This window comes from Saccharophagus degradans 2-40, assembly GCF_000013665.1.
GTDB lineage: Bacteria > Pseudomonadota > Gammaproteobacteria > Pseudomonadales > Cellvibrionaceae > Saccharophagus > Saccharophagus degradans.
Map to the genome: position 1 here is coordinate 439,516 of NC_007912.1, position 14,957 is coordinate 454,472.

Below are 14,957 nucleotides of genomic sequence, written 5' to 3' on the forward strand. Positions count from 1 at the left end.
TCCATCTCGGCCTTGAACTAAGAGAATTCTCATGAGTAGCAGAAACACGAAATCAGAAGAAGAAGTTGGGGCGATTGACTTAACCCCTATGCTGGACGTGGTTTTCATCATGTTGATCTTCTTCATTGTAACTGCGTCCTTTATTAAAGAGCCTGGCATCGAGGTTAATCGTCCCGACGCCACGACGGTGGAGCCGAAGGCTAACGCCAATATCTTGGTCGCAATTAGTTCGGATAATGAGATCTGGATTAACAAGAGTGTGGTCGACCCTCGCCAAGTTGAAACTCAACTACAGGTGTTGTTGTCAGAAAACCCAAAAAGCGCGCTAGTTATTCAAGCGGATAACGAAGCGAATGTGAAAACCATGGCAGAGGTTACTGAGGCAGCTCGTAAAGTAGGCATAGCCGACGTCTCTGTCTCTGCTGAGAAGAAGTAGGATTCCTATGACCTTAGCAAGATTAATTTCGTCTTTGATTCCTGCAGTGGCCATTACGGCTGGTCTATTGCTGTTAATGCATTTTTTGATTAACGCGAATATCAAGGCACCGGAAGAAGGGGAGGCGTTTAAAATCCCTGAAATTACCATGCCTGAGCGGGAAATTGAGACCGAATACGACACCAAGAAGCCAGCTAAGCCAGACGAGCCAGAGCAACCACCACCTGAGTTACCTGAGCCAGAGTTTCAGGATGCTGATATCGAAGCTACAGTGTCCATTCAACCTACGGTTAAAGCTAATTTAGATGTAGGCGGCATTGGCGGTTTTGCTTCAGACGGTGACTACTTACCTATCGTAAAAGTAGCGGCTAAATACCCACAGCGTGCTGCTGCACGTGGTATTGAAGGCTACTGTATTGTTATGTACACCGTGACCAAAACTGGTGAAACGCGTGACGTAGTGGTTGATGATTGTCCAGAAAGTATCTTTGCCCGCGAGTCCATCAAGGCGGCAGAACGCTTTAAATACAAGCCGAAAGTGATTAACGGCGAGCCCGTAGAAGTTCCAAACGTGCGCAACCGCTTCACCTTCGAAATGGCTAAATAAAATGGTAGACGTTATGAAATTGACTAACGCTGTCAGATCGTTAGGGATGGGTACAATGTTGGTTGCGGCCGGCCTTGTACTGCCCTCTGCAGTTGAAAAAGCAGTAAGCGAGCTGGGTTACTCTGTAACGCTTGGCTCTGCCGCTATGGCACAGGAAGATACTCGCCAACCGCGTAGGCTTCCTGGTCTTGCTCTTAAATTCACCGAAGATATGGCCAAGGTTGAAGAGTTTATCAACCCGCCAGACCCAGAAGACGGCAAGCCTGCGGCTAAGCAAGATCTACCCGCTGCCGAAAAACTTCTCAACTCTATGGAGAAGAAGTGTAAAGATAAGTGTAACGGCTACGAAATGGCCAACATTTATAACTTTATGGCTTACTTGGCTTACGAACGTGAAGACATGAAAAAGACTGCTTTCTACTACGAAAAAGTAGTAGAGCAAGCTCCAGAGATTCCATGGGGTTTGGAAGAGCAGACTTTGCTGTACTTGGCCAAATTGTACGCGGGTGAAGAAAACTACAAAAAAGCGATCCATTACATGGACCGTTACATGAATACTGTAGTTTCACCTAATGCCGATGCTTTCTACACCAAATCAACCATTTGTTATCAAATGAGTGATTACGACTGCTCACTTAAAAACGTGAATACAGCGGTTGAGATGATAGAAAAAGCAGGCTTTGTTGCTAAAGAGCAATGGTACAACCTGCAGCGCGGTATTAATAACGAGCGCGAAGATTACAAGCAAAGCTTAAAGTCTAATATCAAGCTAGTTAAAAACTATCCTAAGAAGTCCTATTGGAACGATATGGCGAGTTTTTACAGCCTGCTTGAAGATAACGACAAAGCCCTTGCTGTAATGGATGCTGGTTTTATTGGTGGTACTTTAACCAAAGAAAAACAATACCTCCAGTTAGCTCAATTCCTTTACCAAGCCGATGCGCCATACAATGCGGCTATGGTTATTCATAAAGGGATGAAAGCAAACGCCATTGAGCAAACTGAAGCTAACTTGGAAAAAGCCGGTCGCTACTTCCTATTGGCAAAAGAATACAAAATGGCCATTGATTACCTAACGCGTGCGGGTGACAAATCTGATAAGGGCGATATCTACAGCGATGTAGTGGGTATATACCTCGCCGTTGAAGATTTGAAAGGCGCGATTGCAATGGGTAAAAAAGCGCTTGATAAAAAAGGCGGCTTGAAAAAGCCTGGTCGTTTGCACTACAACATGGGCTCTGCCTATTTTGAAATGAAGCAATTCGACGCCGCACTTAAATCCTTGCAGAAAGCGACTGAAGATCGCGAAACCAAAAAGTTGGCTGAGCAATGGATTAAGTACGTAGAAAATGAAAAAGATCGTTACGAGCGTTTAGCTGAGTTTTACGATAAGTAATTTTGCGTTAAGCATTATATAGAAGGGGCTTTTATAGCCCCTTTTTTTATGGGTAAAAGAATTAGTTCACAGTTCACAGTTCACAGTAAGAAGAAAATGCGGGTATTAAAAAAGGGCCGCTTGGGCCCTTTAAGAATTTAGTAAGTAGAAATAAATACTACTGTAAGGACTCTAGTTTTTTCAGGTCTCTTACTGCGCCTTTATCTGCGCTGGTAGCAAGTAAGGCATAAGCTTTTAATGCGCTAGATACTTTGCGCGGGCGCGGTAGTTCGGGTTTCCAGCCTTTAGCATCTTGCTCTGCTCGACGTTTTTCTAATTCGCCATCTTCTAGCAATACGTTGATGCTGCGGTTGGGGATGTCGATAAGAATTTTATCGCCTGTTTTAACTAAGCCAATTGCACCGCCCGCTGCTGCTTCTGGCGATACGTGGCCAATAGATAAACCTGAGGTACCACCAGAGAAGCGGCCATCTGTAAGTAGCGCACAGGATTTACCAAGGCCTTTAGACTTAATGTAAGACGTTGGGTAAAGCATTTCTTGCATGCCTGGGCCGCCTTTGGGGCCTTCGTAGCGCACAATAACTACAGAGCCTGCGGTAACTTTGTCGGCAAGAATATCGGCCACGGCCTGATCTTGCGATTCTGTTACGTAGGCTGTGCCTTCAAACACTAATATACTTTCGTCTACACCTGCTGTTTTAACTACACAGCCTTGTTCCGCGATGTTACCGGTAAGTACGGCTAGGCCGCCTTCTTTGCTATAAGCGTGCTCAACAGAACGGATACAGCCATCAGCGCGATCGCCATCTAGCGACTGCCAGCGGGTAGATTGGCTGAATGCGGTTTGGGTTGGTATGCCTGCAGGGCCAGCTTTATAAAATTCAGCAACTTCTGCAGAGCCGGTTTGAGTGATATCCCACTGGGCGATTGCATCGGCCATGGTGGGTGAGTGCACGGTTGGGCAGTCTACGTTTAGTAGGTTGCCACGTGCTAGCTCGCCGAGAATAGACATAATGCCGCCTGCGCGGTGAACATCTTCTATATGGTATTTTTGCGTGTTTGGCGCAACCTTACACAGCTGCGGTACGTAGCGGCTAATGCGGTCGATATCTTCCATGGTGAAATCTAATTCCGCTTCTTGGGCAATGGCGAGCAAGTGCAGAATGGTGTTGGTAGAACCACCCATTGCGATGTCGAGCGTAATGGCGTTTTCGAAGGCGGCTTTGTTACCAATAGAACGTGGCAAAACGTTGGCGTTTTCGCGCTCGTAGTAATCTTTACACAGGTCAACAATAAGGTGGCCTGCGCGCTCGAATAAAGCTCTGCGGTCGGAATGGGTCGCAACTACAGTACCGTTACCTGGCAGGCTTAACCCTAACGCTTCAGTTAGGCAGTTCATCGAATTGGCGGTGAACATACCAGAGCAAGAGCCACAAGTTGGGCAAGCACTGCGCTCTATTTCTGCCACGTATTCGTCGCTTGCGCTGCTATCGGCTGCAATAACCATGGCGTCTACCAAGTCTAAGCCGTGCTCGGCCAACTTGGTTTTACCGGCTTCCATTGGCCCGCCAGATACAAATACAACAGGTATATTTAGGCGCATTGCGGCCATTAGCATTCCCGGTGTGATTTTGTCGCAGTTCGATATACACACCATGGCGTCGGCACAGTGGGCGTTAACCATGTATTCAACCGAGTCGGCGATAATGTCGCGGCTTGGCAAGCTGTAGAGCATGCCGTCGTGGCCCATGGCGATGCCGTCATCAACGGCAATGGTGTTGAACTCTTTCGCTACGCCGCCCGCTTTTTCTATTTCGCGCGCAACAAGCTGGCCCATGTCTTTTAAGTGAACATGACCAGGCACAAATTGGGTGAAGGAGTTAACTACGGCAATAATGGGTTTTTGAAAGTCTTCGTCTTTCATTCCAGTCGCACGCCATAGGGCGCGGGCACCCGCCATATTGCGGCCTTGGGTGGTGGTTCTAGATCGATATTGCGGCATGGTGTGCTCCAATTAAACGGTATTTCTATGGCGGGCGATGTTGTGCTTATCGCGCGCCTTAACGGCAAATTCTGGTTTTATATTGGGCGCAAGGATAACAGATTTTGCGTGCGGGTTCTTTCTGGTTCGTACGCCAGCAGTAGGTTTGGCAGTAAATAAAGCTTATTGAATCGCTTCTGGGTATAAGCGTTCTAGTTGTTTATGCAGATAAGTGTAACGTTTGTACTGTGCGTGATCTTCGTTGATTGTGCCAATGGCGCGAATACTGCGGCGACAGATAGCGCGGTATTCGTCACGTACACCATTGTCGTCTGAATCTGCTATAGCTGTTTGAATAAGGTTTAAATGCAGGCCAATGTGTTTGGGGTAGGTGGCAAGGGCTTCGTTAAATACGCGAATGGCTTCTTCGTATGCCTTGGAATCGTAAGAAGATATACCTTCTTTGGTAAGTTTCGCGGCAACTTCTTTACCGCCGCTACTAATAGGCTCACCGGTAATTGAATCGATAATTGATAGCGCATCTGTGTTGTTTGAATGCTTGGAAGCTAGTGTTGTTAGTAGGTCCCTGGCGCCTTGCTCATCGTTCATGGCGTGCATGGTGCGCGCAAATTCTAAGCTTGTTTCTAGCGGTGGTGCGGCCAGTTCGTTGTACATTTCTTTTGCTATGGCAGCGGCATTTTGCGCCTTTTCATCTTCGCCTTGGCTAGTGAGTATTTGCGCTTCTACCATTTGTGCTTGTACGGCAACTTCGGGGCGGTCTGAGTAGCGTTTTCTGGCCCTATCTAAAAAGCTATTTGCCTGCTTAACCATCACCTTAGCCTCGGTGGAATGGTCATCTTTGGTGACCTCAGAAACTTTGCGTGCGTAATTAAAGTAATCTTGTTCAGATTCGTGACAGGAGTTAGAGCCCCATTTAATTGCCTGTTGGTGAGATTTTAGCGAGAGTTCGTCATCGTGATTGATGTCGGCGAGCTTGGCCAATTTACGGTGCCTAAGCACAGACTTGGGTGATATTTGTGTGGCGTGCTCCGTGGCTTTTTGCGCGGCTAGGGTGTCTTTGCGTTTTAAGCTCACCTCGGCAAGCATGTCGTGGGCTTCAATATAGCGGTCGTCTTCTTCAATAATGTCTTTAAACAGCTCTTCTGCGCCATCTAGGCTCCCCATTTCTAGCAGGCTCTTACCCATGCCGAGTTTTGCCCATATGAGGGGTTTTTTGTTGAGCACGCTTTCGTAAACGGTCACAGCTTCTTTTAGCTGCTTAAGTAAAAAGTGAAGTTGGGCTTTGATTTTGAGAATATCGTGCGCGTAGCGGCTACCCCCTTTTATCATTTGATTACACTGGTCTAGCGCAGATTTGTAACTTCCTTCAGAAATACTGGTTTTAATGGGCAACAGCGCTTCGTGGCGAATAATGGCTTTGTTTAACCTTACTTTTAACGAGGCGGGGGTATAGGGCTTGGTTATGTAGTCGTCGGGTTGGCATTCGAGTGCGCCCAGTACCATTTCGCGCGATGATTCACCGGTAATCATTACAAACAGGCTGGTCATGAGTAGTACCCGCAGGTGGCGCACTTCTTCTAAAATTTGTTGGCCGTCTTTACCGCTACCTAGGTTGTAATCGCACAGTACTATGTCGTATTTGCGCTTAGTACAGTACTTAATGGCTTCTTCGCCGTTGGCGGCGGTATCTATATGGTTTACGCCAAAGGTTTTTAAGCTGCGGCTAAGGGAACCTCGAATCTCGGGGAAATCGTCGATAATTAAGCATTTTTTCTGGGCATAGATTTTTACGATATCTATTTGCTTAATATCGGCGGCGTTACTTTGGTGAAGTAATGGGTTCATACCTAGCTGCGAGCCTTTGCTTTATCGTAAACCAAGGGGGCACTTCTCCCTTTTATCAGTTGTTTATAAAGTGTAGGCGACGAATGCAGATATTTCCTGTTGTGAGAACAACAGTGAGAAGCGGCCCCGCATTTAGGGGGCCATAGCCAATTAGAGGTTTTTGATAAAGATTTTAGAGTTGCGGTGGTAGTTGTACAGCTCTTTGCGCTTTAACGGCAGCATATCTATATGGCCTTCCACAAAGCCTTGCTCCACGAACCAGTGCGATGTTTGAGTGGTAAGTACTAATAAGCGTTTTAGCTTGGCGCCTTCGGCTTGCTTCTCTAGGTGCGATAGCAGCTTGGCCGCGCGACCGCCGCGCTGGTAAGCGGGGTGTATGGCCACACAGGCAATTTCGGCGAAGTTCTCGTCTTCTATGGGGTACAGGGCCGAGCAGCCAATAATTAGGTTGTCTTTCTCCATAACAGTAAAGAAGTCGATTTCGGTTTCTAGGCGCTCGCGCGAGCGTTTAACCAATATGCCTTCATTTTCTAGGGGCTCAATTAGGTTAAGTATGCCCAGCACATCTTCTATGCGTGCGCGGCGTATGGTTTCGTAGCTATCGCGATACACCATGGTACCAGAGCCGTCTCGGGTAAACAGCTCTTTAAGCAGGGCGCCGTCTTCTGCGGCAGATATAACATGGGCCCTTGGTACGCCACCGTCACAAGCTTTGTAGCAAGCGCGCAACGAAAAGTAAGTATTACTTGTATTGTTTTGGCCTTGATCCACCAAAAATTTCTCACACTTGATAAGTGTGAGTTCTCGGTAGCGACTGCCATCTTTATCGCAAATGGGGCCGTCGTCGTTATAGGCGATAAGCTTATCTGCTTGTATTGCGGTAGCAATATGAATGGCCACATCGGCAAAAGAGAGGTTGAACACCTCGCCGGTAAACGAGTTGCCTAGAGGCGAAACCAGTGTAATAGAGCCTTCATCCAGCTGTTCGCGCACGCCTTTGGTATCTACGCTGCGCACCTTGCCGGTAAGGTGGTGGTCTATGCCATCTATTACACCTTGCGGCATAGCGGTAATAAAGTTGCCGCCTCGAATGCGAATTTTAGAGCCGTGCATGGGGGAGTTTGGCAGGCCTGAAGATAAATTTGCTTCCAAGGTAAAGCGTGTTTGGCCAACTGCTTTAAGTACGTCGGCCAAGTGTTCGCGCTCGGTAATGCGCACACCGCGATGAAATTTAGATTGCACGCCCGATGCATTAAGCTGCGCTTCAATTTGCGTGCGTGCGCCGTGCACAACCACAAGCTTAACGCCGAGGCTGTTTAGCAGGGCTATATCGCTAATGATGTTGGGGAAGTTGGGCTGATCGATACAATCGCCGGGCAACATAATGACAAAAGTTTTGCCGCGATGGGCATTGATGTAGGGCGATGAAGCTCTAAACCAATTGACGTATTGGTCGGTGTGTTCGCTCACTGGCTTTCCTAGGTAAGAGGCTTATTTAGGCGCTATTGGGCGCGCGTAAAACTATTACCTAACGATAGCAAATAAACCTAGGGTGTGAATAGGTGCCGCGCAGCCAGAGTTTTATTTAAGCAACGCGTTAAGCATTTTTTTAAAGCTGTCTACTTGCTGTTTAAAATCAGTCCAAGCTGGATCTATGCGGCTTACAAGTAGGGTGCCTTGCATAAGCGCAAAGTAGTGTTTACTCAGTGTTTCACCGCTAATGCCAGTCGGGCTATTAGCCGTTGCCAGTACTTCATCAAAGAGTGGTGCATAGGCTGTGCTAAACCGATTAATGGCTTGAGCGCTTATGGCGCGCAGGCTGGGAATATGGTTAAACAGTTGGTAGCTAAACGCGGCCATAAGGCAGCCATCTAAGCTTTCGTCGGCGCCGCCCTGTACATGGCGGCCATTAAATAGGTTTTCAAACTCGGTTAAACATATATCCAGAATTTGTCGCGGGTCGTCACTCTGTTGTGCGGCGGCGGTGCCAATTGCGTTGGCTGCTGCGGCTATACGCTCGAAGTACCTTTCCAGCAGGCGCTGGGCTAAGTCTTCTTTCGATTTGAAATGGTAAAAAAACGTGCCTTTACTTACCCCTGTTTGCGCAATTATTTTATCCACCGCTACGCCGTGGTAGCCGTTTTTAACAAACATGGCCTGCGCCACATCCATTAGCCGGTTGGGGGTTGAGCGTTTAGTGGGTGCGGGTGATGAGTTCATTGGGCAATTGTAGCTTGAACGGTGTTGACAGGGAAAAGTTAATATTTATACTGACTAGTCAGTTTATATTGTTTTTATAGCAATATGAGCTTTTACACGAGCGTATTGCTCACTTTTGCCAGCTTTAACGTGTTGGCTAAACCCGCCTCAAGATTAAGGACAGTGCTATGAGTAACCTGCGATTACATTATTTGCCTACGTCACCCTTCTCTAAAAAAGTGCTCTACGTAGCTAAACACTATGGAATAGATGCTGAGTTGATTCAGGTAAACCCGTTTATTCCCGAGCAGCGAGCGGCCTTGCGCAGCTTAACTGCACTGGGAAAGTTACCGGTGTTAGAGGTAGATGACAGTGTGGTAAGTGAGTCTTCACTTGTGGTGGAGGCGATAGAGCGTGCTGTGGATAAACATCAGTTTGTGCCAAAAGAGCCAAACGCATCGGCGCAGGTGCGCCACTGGGATAGAGTGCTAGATACCTACTTAATTGCGCCGGTGTTAGAGATGTTAATCGATAACTTTCAGGGTAAGGCGCCAGCAACCGATAACCGTGCAAAAGATAAACTTTACCGCATAGCCACTATTTACACCCAGTTAGAGCAGCAACTTAAAGCTGTAGCAGGCGAGGGTGGCGATAAACCAACTTTGTTGGGCGGCGCGATTACCTTGGCAGATATTACAGCGCTTTCAATTCTGCCTTTGGCGCACCTAGTTAAACCCCTTTCGGATTACCAATACCTGTCGGCGTATATCGAAGCGCACCAGCAAGACCCGATTTGGCAGGCTATAAACAGCGAAGCCGAGGCTTATACCCCGGCGTTTATTGAATCGGTAAGTAATGCTGCTTAGCTAGTTTTTGGCCCAAGTTAACCAGCTTTGGCCCCTATCAAAAACAAAACTGCTCTATCAGCCCGCGCACAATATTAATGCCGGGCTGAATTTGATCGTGAGCCAAATATTCGTTGGGTTGGTGGGCGCAGTCGATGGTGCCTGGCCCCATCACGATTGTTTCCATGCCCAAGTCTTGTAAAAACGGTGCTTCGGTGGCAAAGGCAACGCTTTCGGCTTGGTAGCCACTTAGCCTTTCTGCGGCTTTAACCAGTGCGCTATCGGCTTGCTCTTCGAATGAGGCGATGCCTGGAAACAGCGGTGTTAAACTGATAGGCGTGTGGTTTTTGTCGCCAATTGCTTGCAAGCGCTTTTCTATTTCTGCGTGTAAATCGTGGTTGCTCATGCCCGGTAGGGCGCGCAAATCAAAGTGCAGTTCGCAGGCACCGCATATTCTGTTGGGGTTGTCGCCGCCGTGAATGCAGCCGAGGTTGAGTGTAGGCACGTTAATATCAAAACCCGCATGTTGGTAGCGGCTTTGTAATTCGCTGCGAAATAAAATTAACTCGTTAAGTACTTGGGTCATGGTGTCGAGGGCGTTGTGGCCAAGTGCTGGGTTGGATGAATGCCCCGCTAACCCTTGTACGCGCACGCTCTCCATCATAATACCTTTGTGCATGCGAATTGGTTTTAATTCCGTGGGCTCACCAATCACCGCGCAGCGCGCCTTGGGTCTGCCCAGCGCGGCCAGTGCGCGCGCGCCGCACATAGATGACTCTTCGTCGGCGGTGGCCAAAATCATTACCGGTTGCTGCAACTTATTAAGGTCTAAGCCTTCTAATGCCGCTAACACCACAGGGAAGAAGCCTTTCATATCGGTTGTGCCCAAGCCGTAAAAGCGCTGCTCTTTTTCGGTTAGCTGGAATGGGTCCTGCTGCCAGCGGTTGGGGTCGCAGGGCACGGTATCGGTGTGCCCGCTAAGCACCAACCCGCCAGGGCCAGTGCCCCGCGTTGCCAGTAAATTGTATTTACCGGCAAAGCCTTCTACCGGCAAAATTTCTATTTTAAAGCCCAAATCTTCAAACCATTGAGCTAATAGTTCCACCACGCTTTTATTGCTCATGTCATATTCGGCAGACGTGCAGCTAATGGATGGGGTGGCGATAAGTTGTTGCAGGCGTTGTTTAAAAACAGTGACGTCGCTAGGCGCAATATTGGGCATGGTTCACGTAGATCCTTGCAAAGTGATACGGTGTTAGAGCTTCTTAGGGAAAACCGCTACAATCGATTGAGGCTAAAGCAGCCTTCTAATCATAATCCAATTACTGAATAAAAACCCTAAGGGTTGTTATGAGCGCTAAATTATCTGTCGACCGCGTATTAGATTTGCGATCCACACTGTTGGATCTTGTAACCGATGGCATTGTTAAGCAAGAAGATGCCAATGTGTTAATGGGGGCACATCGTACGCGCGAACAAACTGCCATGCACCCCTTGGTGTACCTTAGCACGCAGCAGTTGGCCGATCAGAAAAACCACGAAAAAGTTGTGGATGAAATGCGCCTCACTGCGTGGCTGGCCGATAAAGCCGAGCTGATGATTTACCACATAGACCCAATGAAAGTGCCGGTAGCGGATGTAACCGAGGTGATGTCCTACCAGTTTGCCAAGCGCCACGGCTTGCTGTGCGTAGATGTAAAAGCCGACTATGTAGTCATTGCAGTAACCCAACCATTTGCCAACGAGTGGATAGAGCAGTTGCAGCAGCTAGTGCGCCGCGATATCCGCCGCGTTATTGCCTTGCCCTCGGATGTCGAGCGTTATCGGGTAGAGTTTTATTCGTTGGCGCGCTCTATATCGGGCGCTCAAACCGGTGCCAGCCAAGGTCGCGGCAGCGGCATTGCCAATTTTGAGCATTTGTTGGAGCTGGGCACACTCAAAGACCCAGAAGCTAACGATCAGCACATTGTGAATATTGTAGATTGGCTACTGCAATACGCGTTTGATCAGCGCGCCAGCGATATTCATATTGAGCCGCGCCGCGAAATAACCCGCATGCGTTTTCGCATAGACGGGGTGCTGCACAATATTTACGAATTCCCTGCCTCGGTGGCAACGGCGATTGTGAGTCGTATTAAAATTCTTAGCCGCATGAATGTGGCCGAAAAGCGCAAGCCGCAAGATGGCCGAATTAAAACCAAGCGCCCAGATGGCAGCGAAGCCGAGTTGCGGCTATCTACCATGCCTACCGCGTTTGGCGAAAAATTGGTTATGCGTATTTTCGACCCAGAAGTATTGCTGCGCAGCTTTGAAGACTTGGGCCTAGGGGGCGACGACTACAAACGCTGGTCTGAAATGATTAATAAGCCGCACGGCATTGTGCTGGTAACTGGGCCTACCGGCTCGGGTAAAACCACCACGTTATATTCATCGTTGCGTCAGTTGGCAACCGACGAAGTGAATGTGTCTACCATTGAAGACCCAATAGAAATGGTGGAGGACGCGTTTAATCAAACGCAAGTGCAGCACAATATAGGTTTAGATTTTGCTGCGGGCATTCGCACACTTATGCGACAAGACCCCGACATAATTATGGTAGGTGAGATTCGCGATTTAGAAACCGCGCAAATGGCTGTTCAGGCTGCGCTCACCGGCCACTTGGTAATATCCACATTGCACACCAACGACGCGCCAACGGCCATGACGCGACTGCTAGATTTAGGCGTGCCGAGTTATTTGTTGCGCGCCACATTAATTGGCGTAATGGCGCAGCGCTTAGTGCGCACGCTGTGCCCGCATTGCAAAAAAGAATCGACCATTTCCAACGAAGATTGGGAAGGCATGGTTAAACCTTGGAAAGTCGCCAAGCCCACTAAAACGTTTGAGCCAGAAGGCTGTTTAGAGTGCCGCAATACCGGCTACCTTGGCCGCCAAGGCATTTACGAAATATTGGGTATGTCGGAATCGGTGCAGCAATTGGTAGGAGATCATTGCGATCTTGCCATATTGCGCCAGCAAGCTATGCGCGAAGGCATGCGCACACTGCGGCTTTCGGGCGCGCAAAAAGTTGCGCAGGGCATGACAACCGTGGCAGAAGTACTGCGCGTAGCACCACCGCCGGAAAAATAAATTGCGAAACAGGTCGGTAATTAAACCGGAATAATGGTCGGATTAATGCTTGGATTAATATTTGAGATAATAAAAAGGTAAGTAACATGAAGCGTGCCAGCAGGATTTGTACACTTGGAGTGTTAGCAGCGGCAATGTTAGCGGCCTGCAGCTCTGTGGAAATAGACCCCGCCGTGGTGCAGTCGCAAATTACCCCGAATGTAACTGTAGAAGAGCACCGCAAAGCACTGCCCATTGCAAATGCGCAGGTGCTGTTTAACAAAAATACTAACCTGTTAGGCGGTTGGAACCATGTGGCGAACTTCCCCGACGAATTCGCAGGCTTAAAATTTCCATCGGGTATGTATCGCATAGATAGAAAACCCGCGCTCAATCACGGCGAGCACCAGTACTCCACCACGTTGATAAAAAAATACGGCGATTGGCACCATCAACACGCCAACGGCATAACCGCACAGTACGCACCCGTGCCCTTCGCCAATGTGGCCGGTATTGAAATGGTACTACGCATAAACAGCGAAACTAGCAACCTGCCCAGCCGCAAAGAAATAGCCAAAACCTACGATGATTTAGTGCCCAAAGCACAGCTAGAAAAACTTGATGATGGCCAAGTGCATTTATCCATAGCACTGGTTGGTGTAGGCGCAGAAAGTGTAGAAACCCCTACGTTTAATGCCGATTATTTGCTGTCGTTAGATGCAAAAAAACAAACCGACGAATGGCTGCATATATTTATCCCCGCCGCAGAGCTAACCCGTTTTAGCGAAGTGAACTACAACAAAACCCCAGTAAACGCCCACCAAGCCAACCCAATCCCCGTTACCAGCCTACGCCTAATGGCCGAAACCAGCAGCACCAAAGTAATACGCAACCTAATACCAAACAACTTCGATGCGAACACACCGAAGTTGTTTAAGGAAGTAGGGGTGGAGTTGCAATATTTATCAATCGTTAAACGCTAATCGCTAACTACTAGTGATTAACGATTAGCAGCTAGCGATTGGTTAATATTGCACTTCTTTTGCCGTATCCAACCAGCCACTCAATGCGTCTATATCTGCAGTAGAAAGTGTGCCCGCTACTTGTTTTAGTTTGAGGGTGTTAACTACGTAAGCGTAGAGTGCGTCGGAGTAGTCGCGGCGGGCGCGGAATAGGCTGCGTTGTGCGTTTAGTACGTCGACTAAATCGCGTGTGCCTACCTCATAGCCAGCTTGCGTTGCGCGCAGGGCGCTCTCGCTAGAGGTAATAGCCTGCTTGCGCGCTTTTACAGTGGCCACGCCGGTCATTACTTCCAAGTGGTTAGAGCGTGCTTGCTGAATAATATCTCGCTGCGCTTTGTTGAAAAGCTCGCGCGATTCCCACGCTTGAGCATTGGCTTGGCGACGTGAAGCATGAGTGGCGCCACCGGCATAAATTGGCACTTTTAAAGTAAGGCTAAGGGTTTGGTTTTCTGGGTTTGTTTCGAACCCACTACCTATTTCGGTGGTTTTATCCGAATAGCTTACGCCTGCAGTTAGCGTTGGTGCGTGATCCGCTCTGCGCGCCTTGGCATTTTGCTGTGCGGCTTCGGCATTAAGTGACGCTGCTTTTAAATCAAAGTTATTTGCCAATGCAAACTCTACCCATTGGTTGCGATCGGCAGGTTCTGGTGCCGTTACAGGGAAGTCTGCACGCATTGGGTTGAGCGACCGGTAAGGGCGACCCGTAATAACTTCTAAGGCTTCGAATGCAATACCTAAGCGGCCTTCAGCAGCTAGGCGGGTTGCGGTTGAAGAGTCGAAAGCGGCTTGCGCTTCGTGCACTTCGGTAATGGCGGTTAGGCCCACTTCAAAGCGTTGTTTGGTTTGCTCTAACTGATGTTTAAGCGCTTCTTCTTCAGATTTAGCCGTATCGAAATTATCTACCGCAGCCAATGCATCAAAATAAGCTTGAGCAACCCGCACTATTACCTCTTGCTCGGCGGCAGCATAGTTAACCTCAGCAATTTGCGCCCTAGCTTTACCTTGCTTATAGGTATGCCAGCTTGCAAGGTTGAATAAGGTTTGGCTAAGGGAAACGCTATAGCCGGTAGTGGTGCTGTTTTGTGTGGTGCTGGTTTCTGTTGGGGTAGCATTTATATCGTATTCAGTTGTTGTATTTTCGCTATCTGCCCAGCTCGCTTCGGCACTTATTTGTGGCAACAAACCTGCGCGACCAATGTTTTTGTTTTCTTGGCCCGCTTCTAACGCCGCTTTGGCAGCCAAGAATGAGTGATCGTTCTCGAGCGCTTGCTGGTATATCTCGGCCAGCGTTTCCGCTTGGCTGTGTTGAGCTGCGGCGGCAAATCCAAAGGCCGCGAGCGCGATAATTTTTTGTAAAGACTTGTTCATTACTGATCCTTGCTGTTGTTTAGGCCCTGAGTAATAAGTACGCATTCTAGCTGAATAGTTAGCATCTTAACGTGAATTGAAAGACGAGAAGGTGCAAAAAATCGACAAAGCCTTGTTATGGAGGCACTT

At 48.4% G+C, this 14,957-nt stretch carries 12 protein-coding genes; 6 read left to right on the forward strand and 6 right to left on the reverse strand.

The annotated features are described in order from the left end of the window. Positions 1-31 precede the first annotated feature (31 nt). The 3 genes from SDE_RS01880 to SDE_RS01890 are packed head-to-tail and all read left to right on the forward strand — an operon-like array spanning position 32 to position 2,439. Positions 32-436 (forward strand): ExbD/TolR family protein, encoded by a 405-nt coding sequence (locus SDE_RS01880; RefSeq protein WP_011466843.1) that lies wholly within the window; start codon positions 32-34, stop codon positions 434-436. 7 nt (positions 437-443) lie between these two features. Then, entirely contained in the window at positions 444-1,043 is a 600-nt protein-coding gene (locus SDE_RS01885) for an energy transducer TonB (protein WP_011466844.1), read from the forward strand. A 13-nt stretch (positions 1,044-1,056) separates the two neighbouring features. Next, positions 1,057-2,439, forward strand: a complete 1,383-nt coding sequence (locus SDE_RS01890) for a tetratricopeptide repeat protein (protein ID WP_143710825.1) — start codon at positions 1,057-1,059, stop codon at positions 2,437-2,439. A gap of 157 nt (positions 2,440-2,596) precedes the next feature. Here SDE_RS01890 and ilvD read toward each other — a convergent pair whose 3' ends face one another. From ilvD to SDE_RS21065, 4 genes are all read right to left on the reverse strand, one after another. Beyond that, positions 2,597-4,441 (reverse strand): dihydroxy-acid dehydratase, encoded by a 1,845-nt coding sequence (ilvD, locus tag SDE_RS01895; RefSeq protein ID WP_011466846.1) that lies wholly within the window; start codon positions 4,439-4,441, stop codon positions 2,597-2,599. Between the two features lie 162 nt (positions 4,442-4,603). Then, a complete protein-coding gene (locus SDE_RS01900) occupies positions 4,604-6,286 on the reverse strand; it encodes a tetratricopeptide repeat-containing response regulator (protein WP_011466847.1) in 1,683 nt (560 codons plus the stop codon). Between the two features lie 150 nt (positions 6,287-6,436). After that, complete coding sequence (argA, locus tag SDE_RS01905) at positions 6,437-7,756, reverse strand: amino-acid N-acetyltransferase (protein WP_011466848.1); 1,320 nt, start codon at positions 7,754-7,756, stop codon at positions 6,437-6,439. A gap of 111 nt (positions 7,757-7,867) precedes the next feature. Then, positions 7,868-8,506 carry a TetR/AcrR family transcriptional regulator gene (locus SDE_RS21065; RefSeq protein ID WP_011466849.1) on the reverse strand — a complete coding sequence of 213 codons (639 nt, stop codon included), beginning with the start codon at positions 8,504-8,506 and terminating at the stop codon, positions 7,868-7,870. 167 nt (positions 8,507-8,673) lie between these two features. Between SDE_RS21065 and SDE_RS01915 the strand changes: the two genes are divergently transcribed. Then, entirely contained in the window at positions 8,674-9,351 is a 678-nt protein-coding gene (locus tag SDE_RS01915; RefSeq protein ID WP_011466850.1) for a glutathione S-transferase family protein, read from the forward strand. A 37-nt stretch (positions 9,352-9,388) separates the two neighbouring features. On the opposite strand, the gene argE is transcribed toward SDE_RS01915, so the two are convergent. Then, entirely contained in the window at positions 9,389-10,552 is a 1,164-nt protein-coding gene (gene argE, locus SDE_RS01920) for an acetylornithine deacetylase (RefSeq protein WP_011466851.1), read from the reverse strand. Positions 10,553-10,680: 128 nt separating this feature from the next. On the opposite strand from argE, the gene SDE_RS01925 reads away from it, so the two are divergent. Together SDE_RS01925 and SDE_RS01930 are read left to right on the forward strand one after the other, a co-directional pair. Further along, positions 10,681-12,459: a GspE/PulE family protein gene (locus tag SDE_RS01925; RefSeq protein WP_011466852.1), complete on the forward strand. Its 1,779-nt coding sequence runs from the start codon at positions 10,681-10,683 to the stop codon at positions 12,457-12,459. Positions 12,460-12,593: 134 nt separating this feature from the next. Continuing rightward, positions 12,594-13,421, forward strand: a complete 828-nt coding sequence (locus tag SDE_RS01930; protein WP_143710826.1) for a hypothetical protein — start codon at positions 12,594-12,596, stop codon at positions 13,419-13,421. Positions 13,422-13,463: 42 nt separating this feature from the next. Here the strand turns inward: SDE_RS01930 and SDE_RS01935 are convergent, their stop codons facing one another. After that, on the reverse strand, positions 13,464-14,828 hold the full coding sequence (locus tag SDE_RS01935; RefSeq protein WP_011466854.1) for a TolC family outer membrane protein: 1,365 nt from the start codon (positions 14,826-14,828) through the stop codon (positions 13,464-13,466). Positions 14,829-14,957 lie beyond the last annotated feature (129 nt).

Bases quoted from the DNA above. Each gene is read 5' to 3' on its own strand.
- SDE_RS01880 (WP_011466843.1), top strand. From the start codon at position 32: ATGAGTAGCAGAAACACGAAATCAGAAGAAGAAGTTGGGGCGATTGAC.
- SDE_RS01885 (WP_011466844.1), top strand. From the start codon at position 444: ATGACCTTAGCAAGATTAATTTCGTCTTTGATTCCTGCAGTGGCCATT.
- SDE_RS01890 (WP_143710825.1), top strand. From the start codon at position 1,057: ATGAAATTGACTAACGCTGTCAGATCGTTAGGGATGGGTACAATGTTG.
- ilvD (WP_011466846.1), bottom strand. From the start codon at position 4,441: ATGCCGCAATATCGATCTAGAACCACCACCCAAGGCCGCAATATGGCG.
- SDE_RS01900 (WP_011466847.1), bottom strand. From the start codon at position 6,286: ATGAACCCATTACTTCACCAAAGTAACGCCGCCGATATTAAGCAAATA.
- SDE_RS21065 (WP_011466849.1), bottom strand. From the start codon at position 8,506: ATGAACTCATCACCCGCACCCACTAAACGCTCAACCCCCAACCGGCTA.
- SDE_RS01915 (WP_011466850.1), top strand. From the start codon at position 8,674: ATGAGTAACCTGCGATTACATTATTTGCCTACGTCACCCTTCTCTAAA.
- argE (WP_011466851.1), bottom strand. From the start codon at position 10,552: ATGCCCAATATTGCGCCTAGCGACGTCACTGTTTTTAAACAACGCCTG.
- SDE_RS01925 (WP_011466852.1), top strand. From the start codon at position 10,681: ATGAGCGCTAAATTATCTGTCGACCGCGTATTAGATTTGCGATCCACA.
- SDE_RS01930 (WP_143710826.1), top strand. From the start codon at position 12,594: ATGTTAGCGGCCTGCAGCTCTGTGGAAATAGACCCCGCCGTGGTGCAG.
- SDE_RS01935 (WP_011466854.1), bottom strand. From the start codon at position 14,828: ATGAACAAGTCTTTACAAAAAATTATCGCGCTCGCGGCCTTTGGATTT.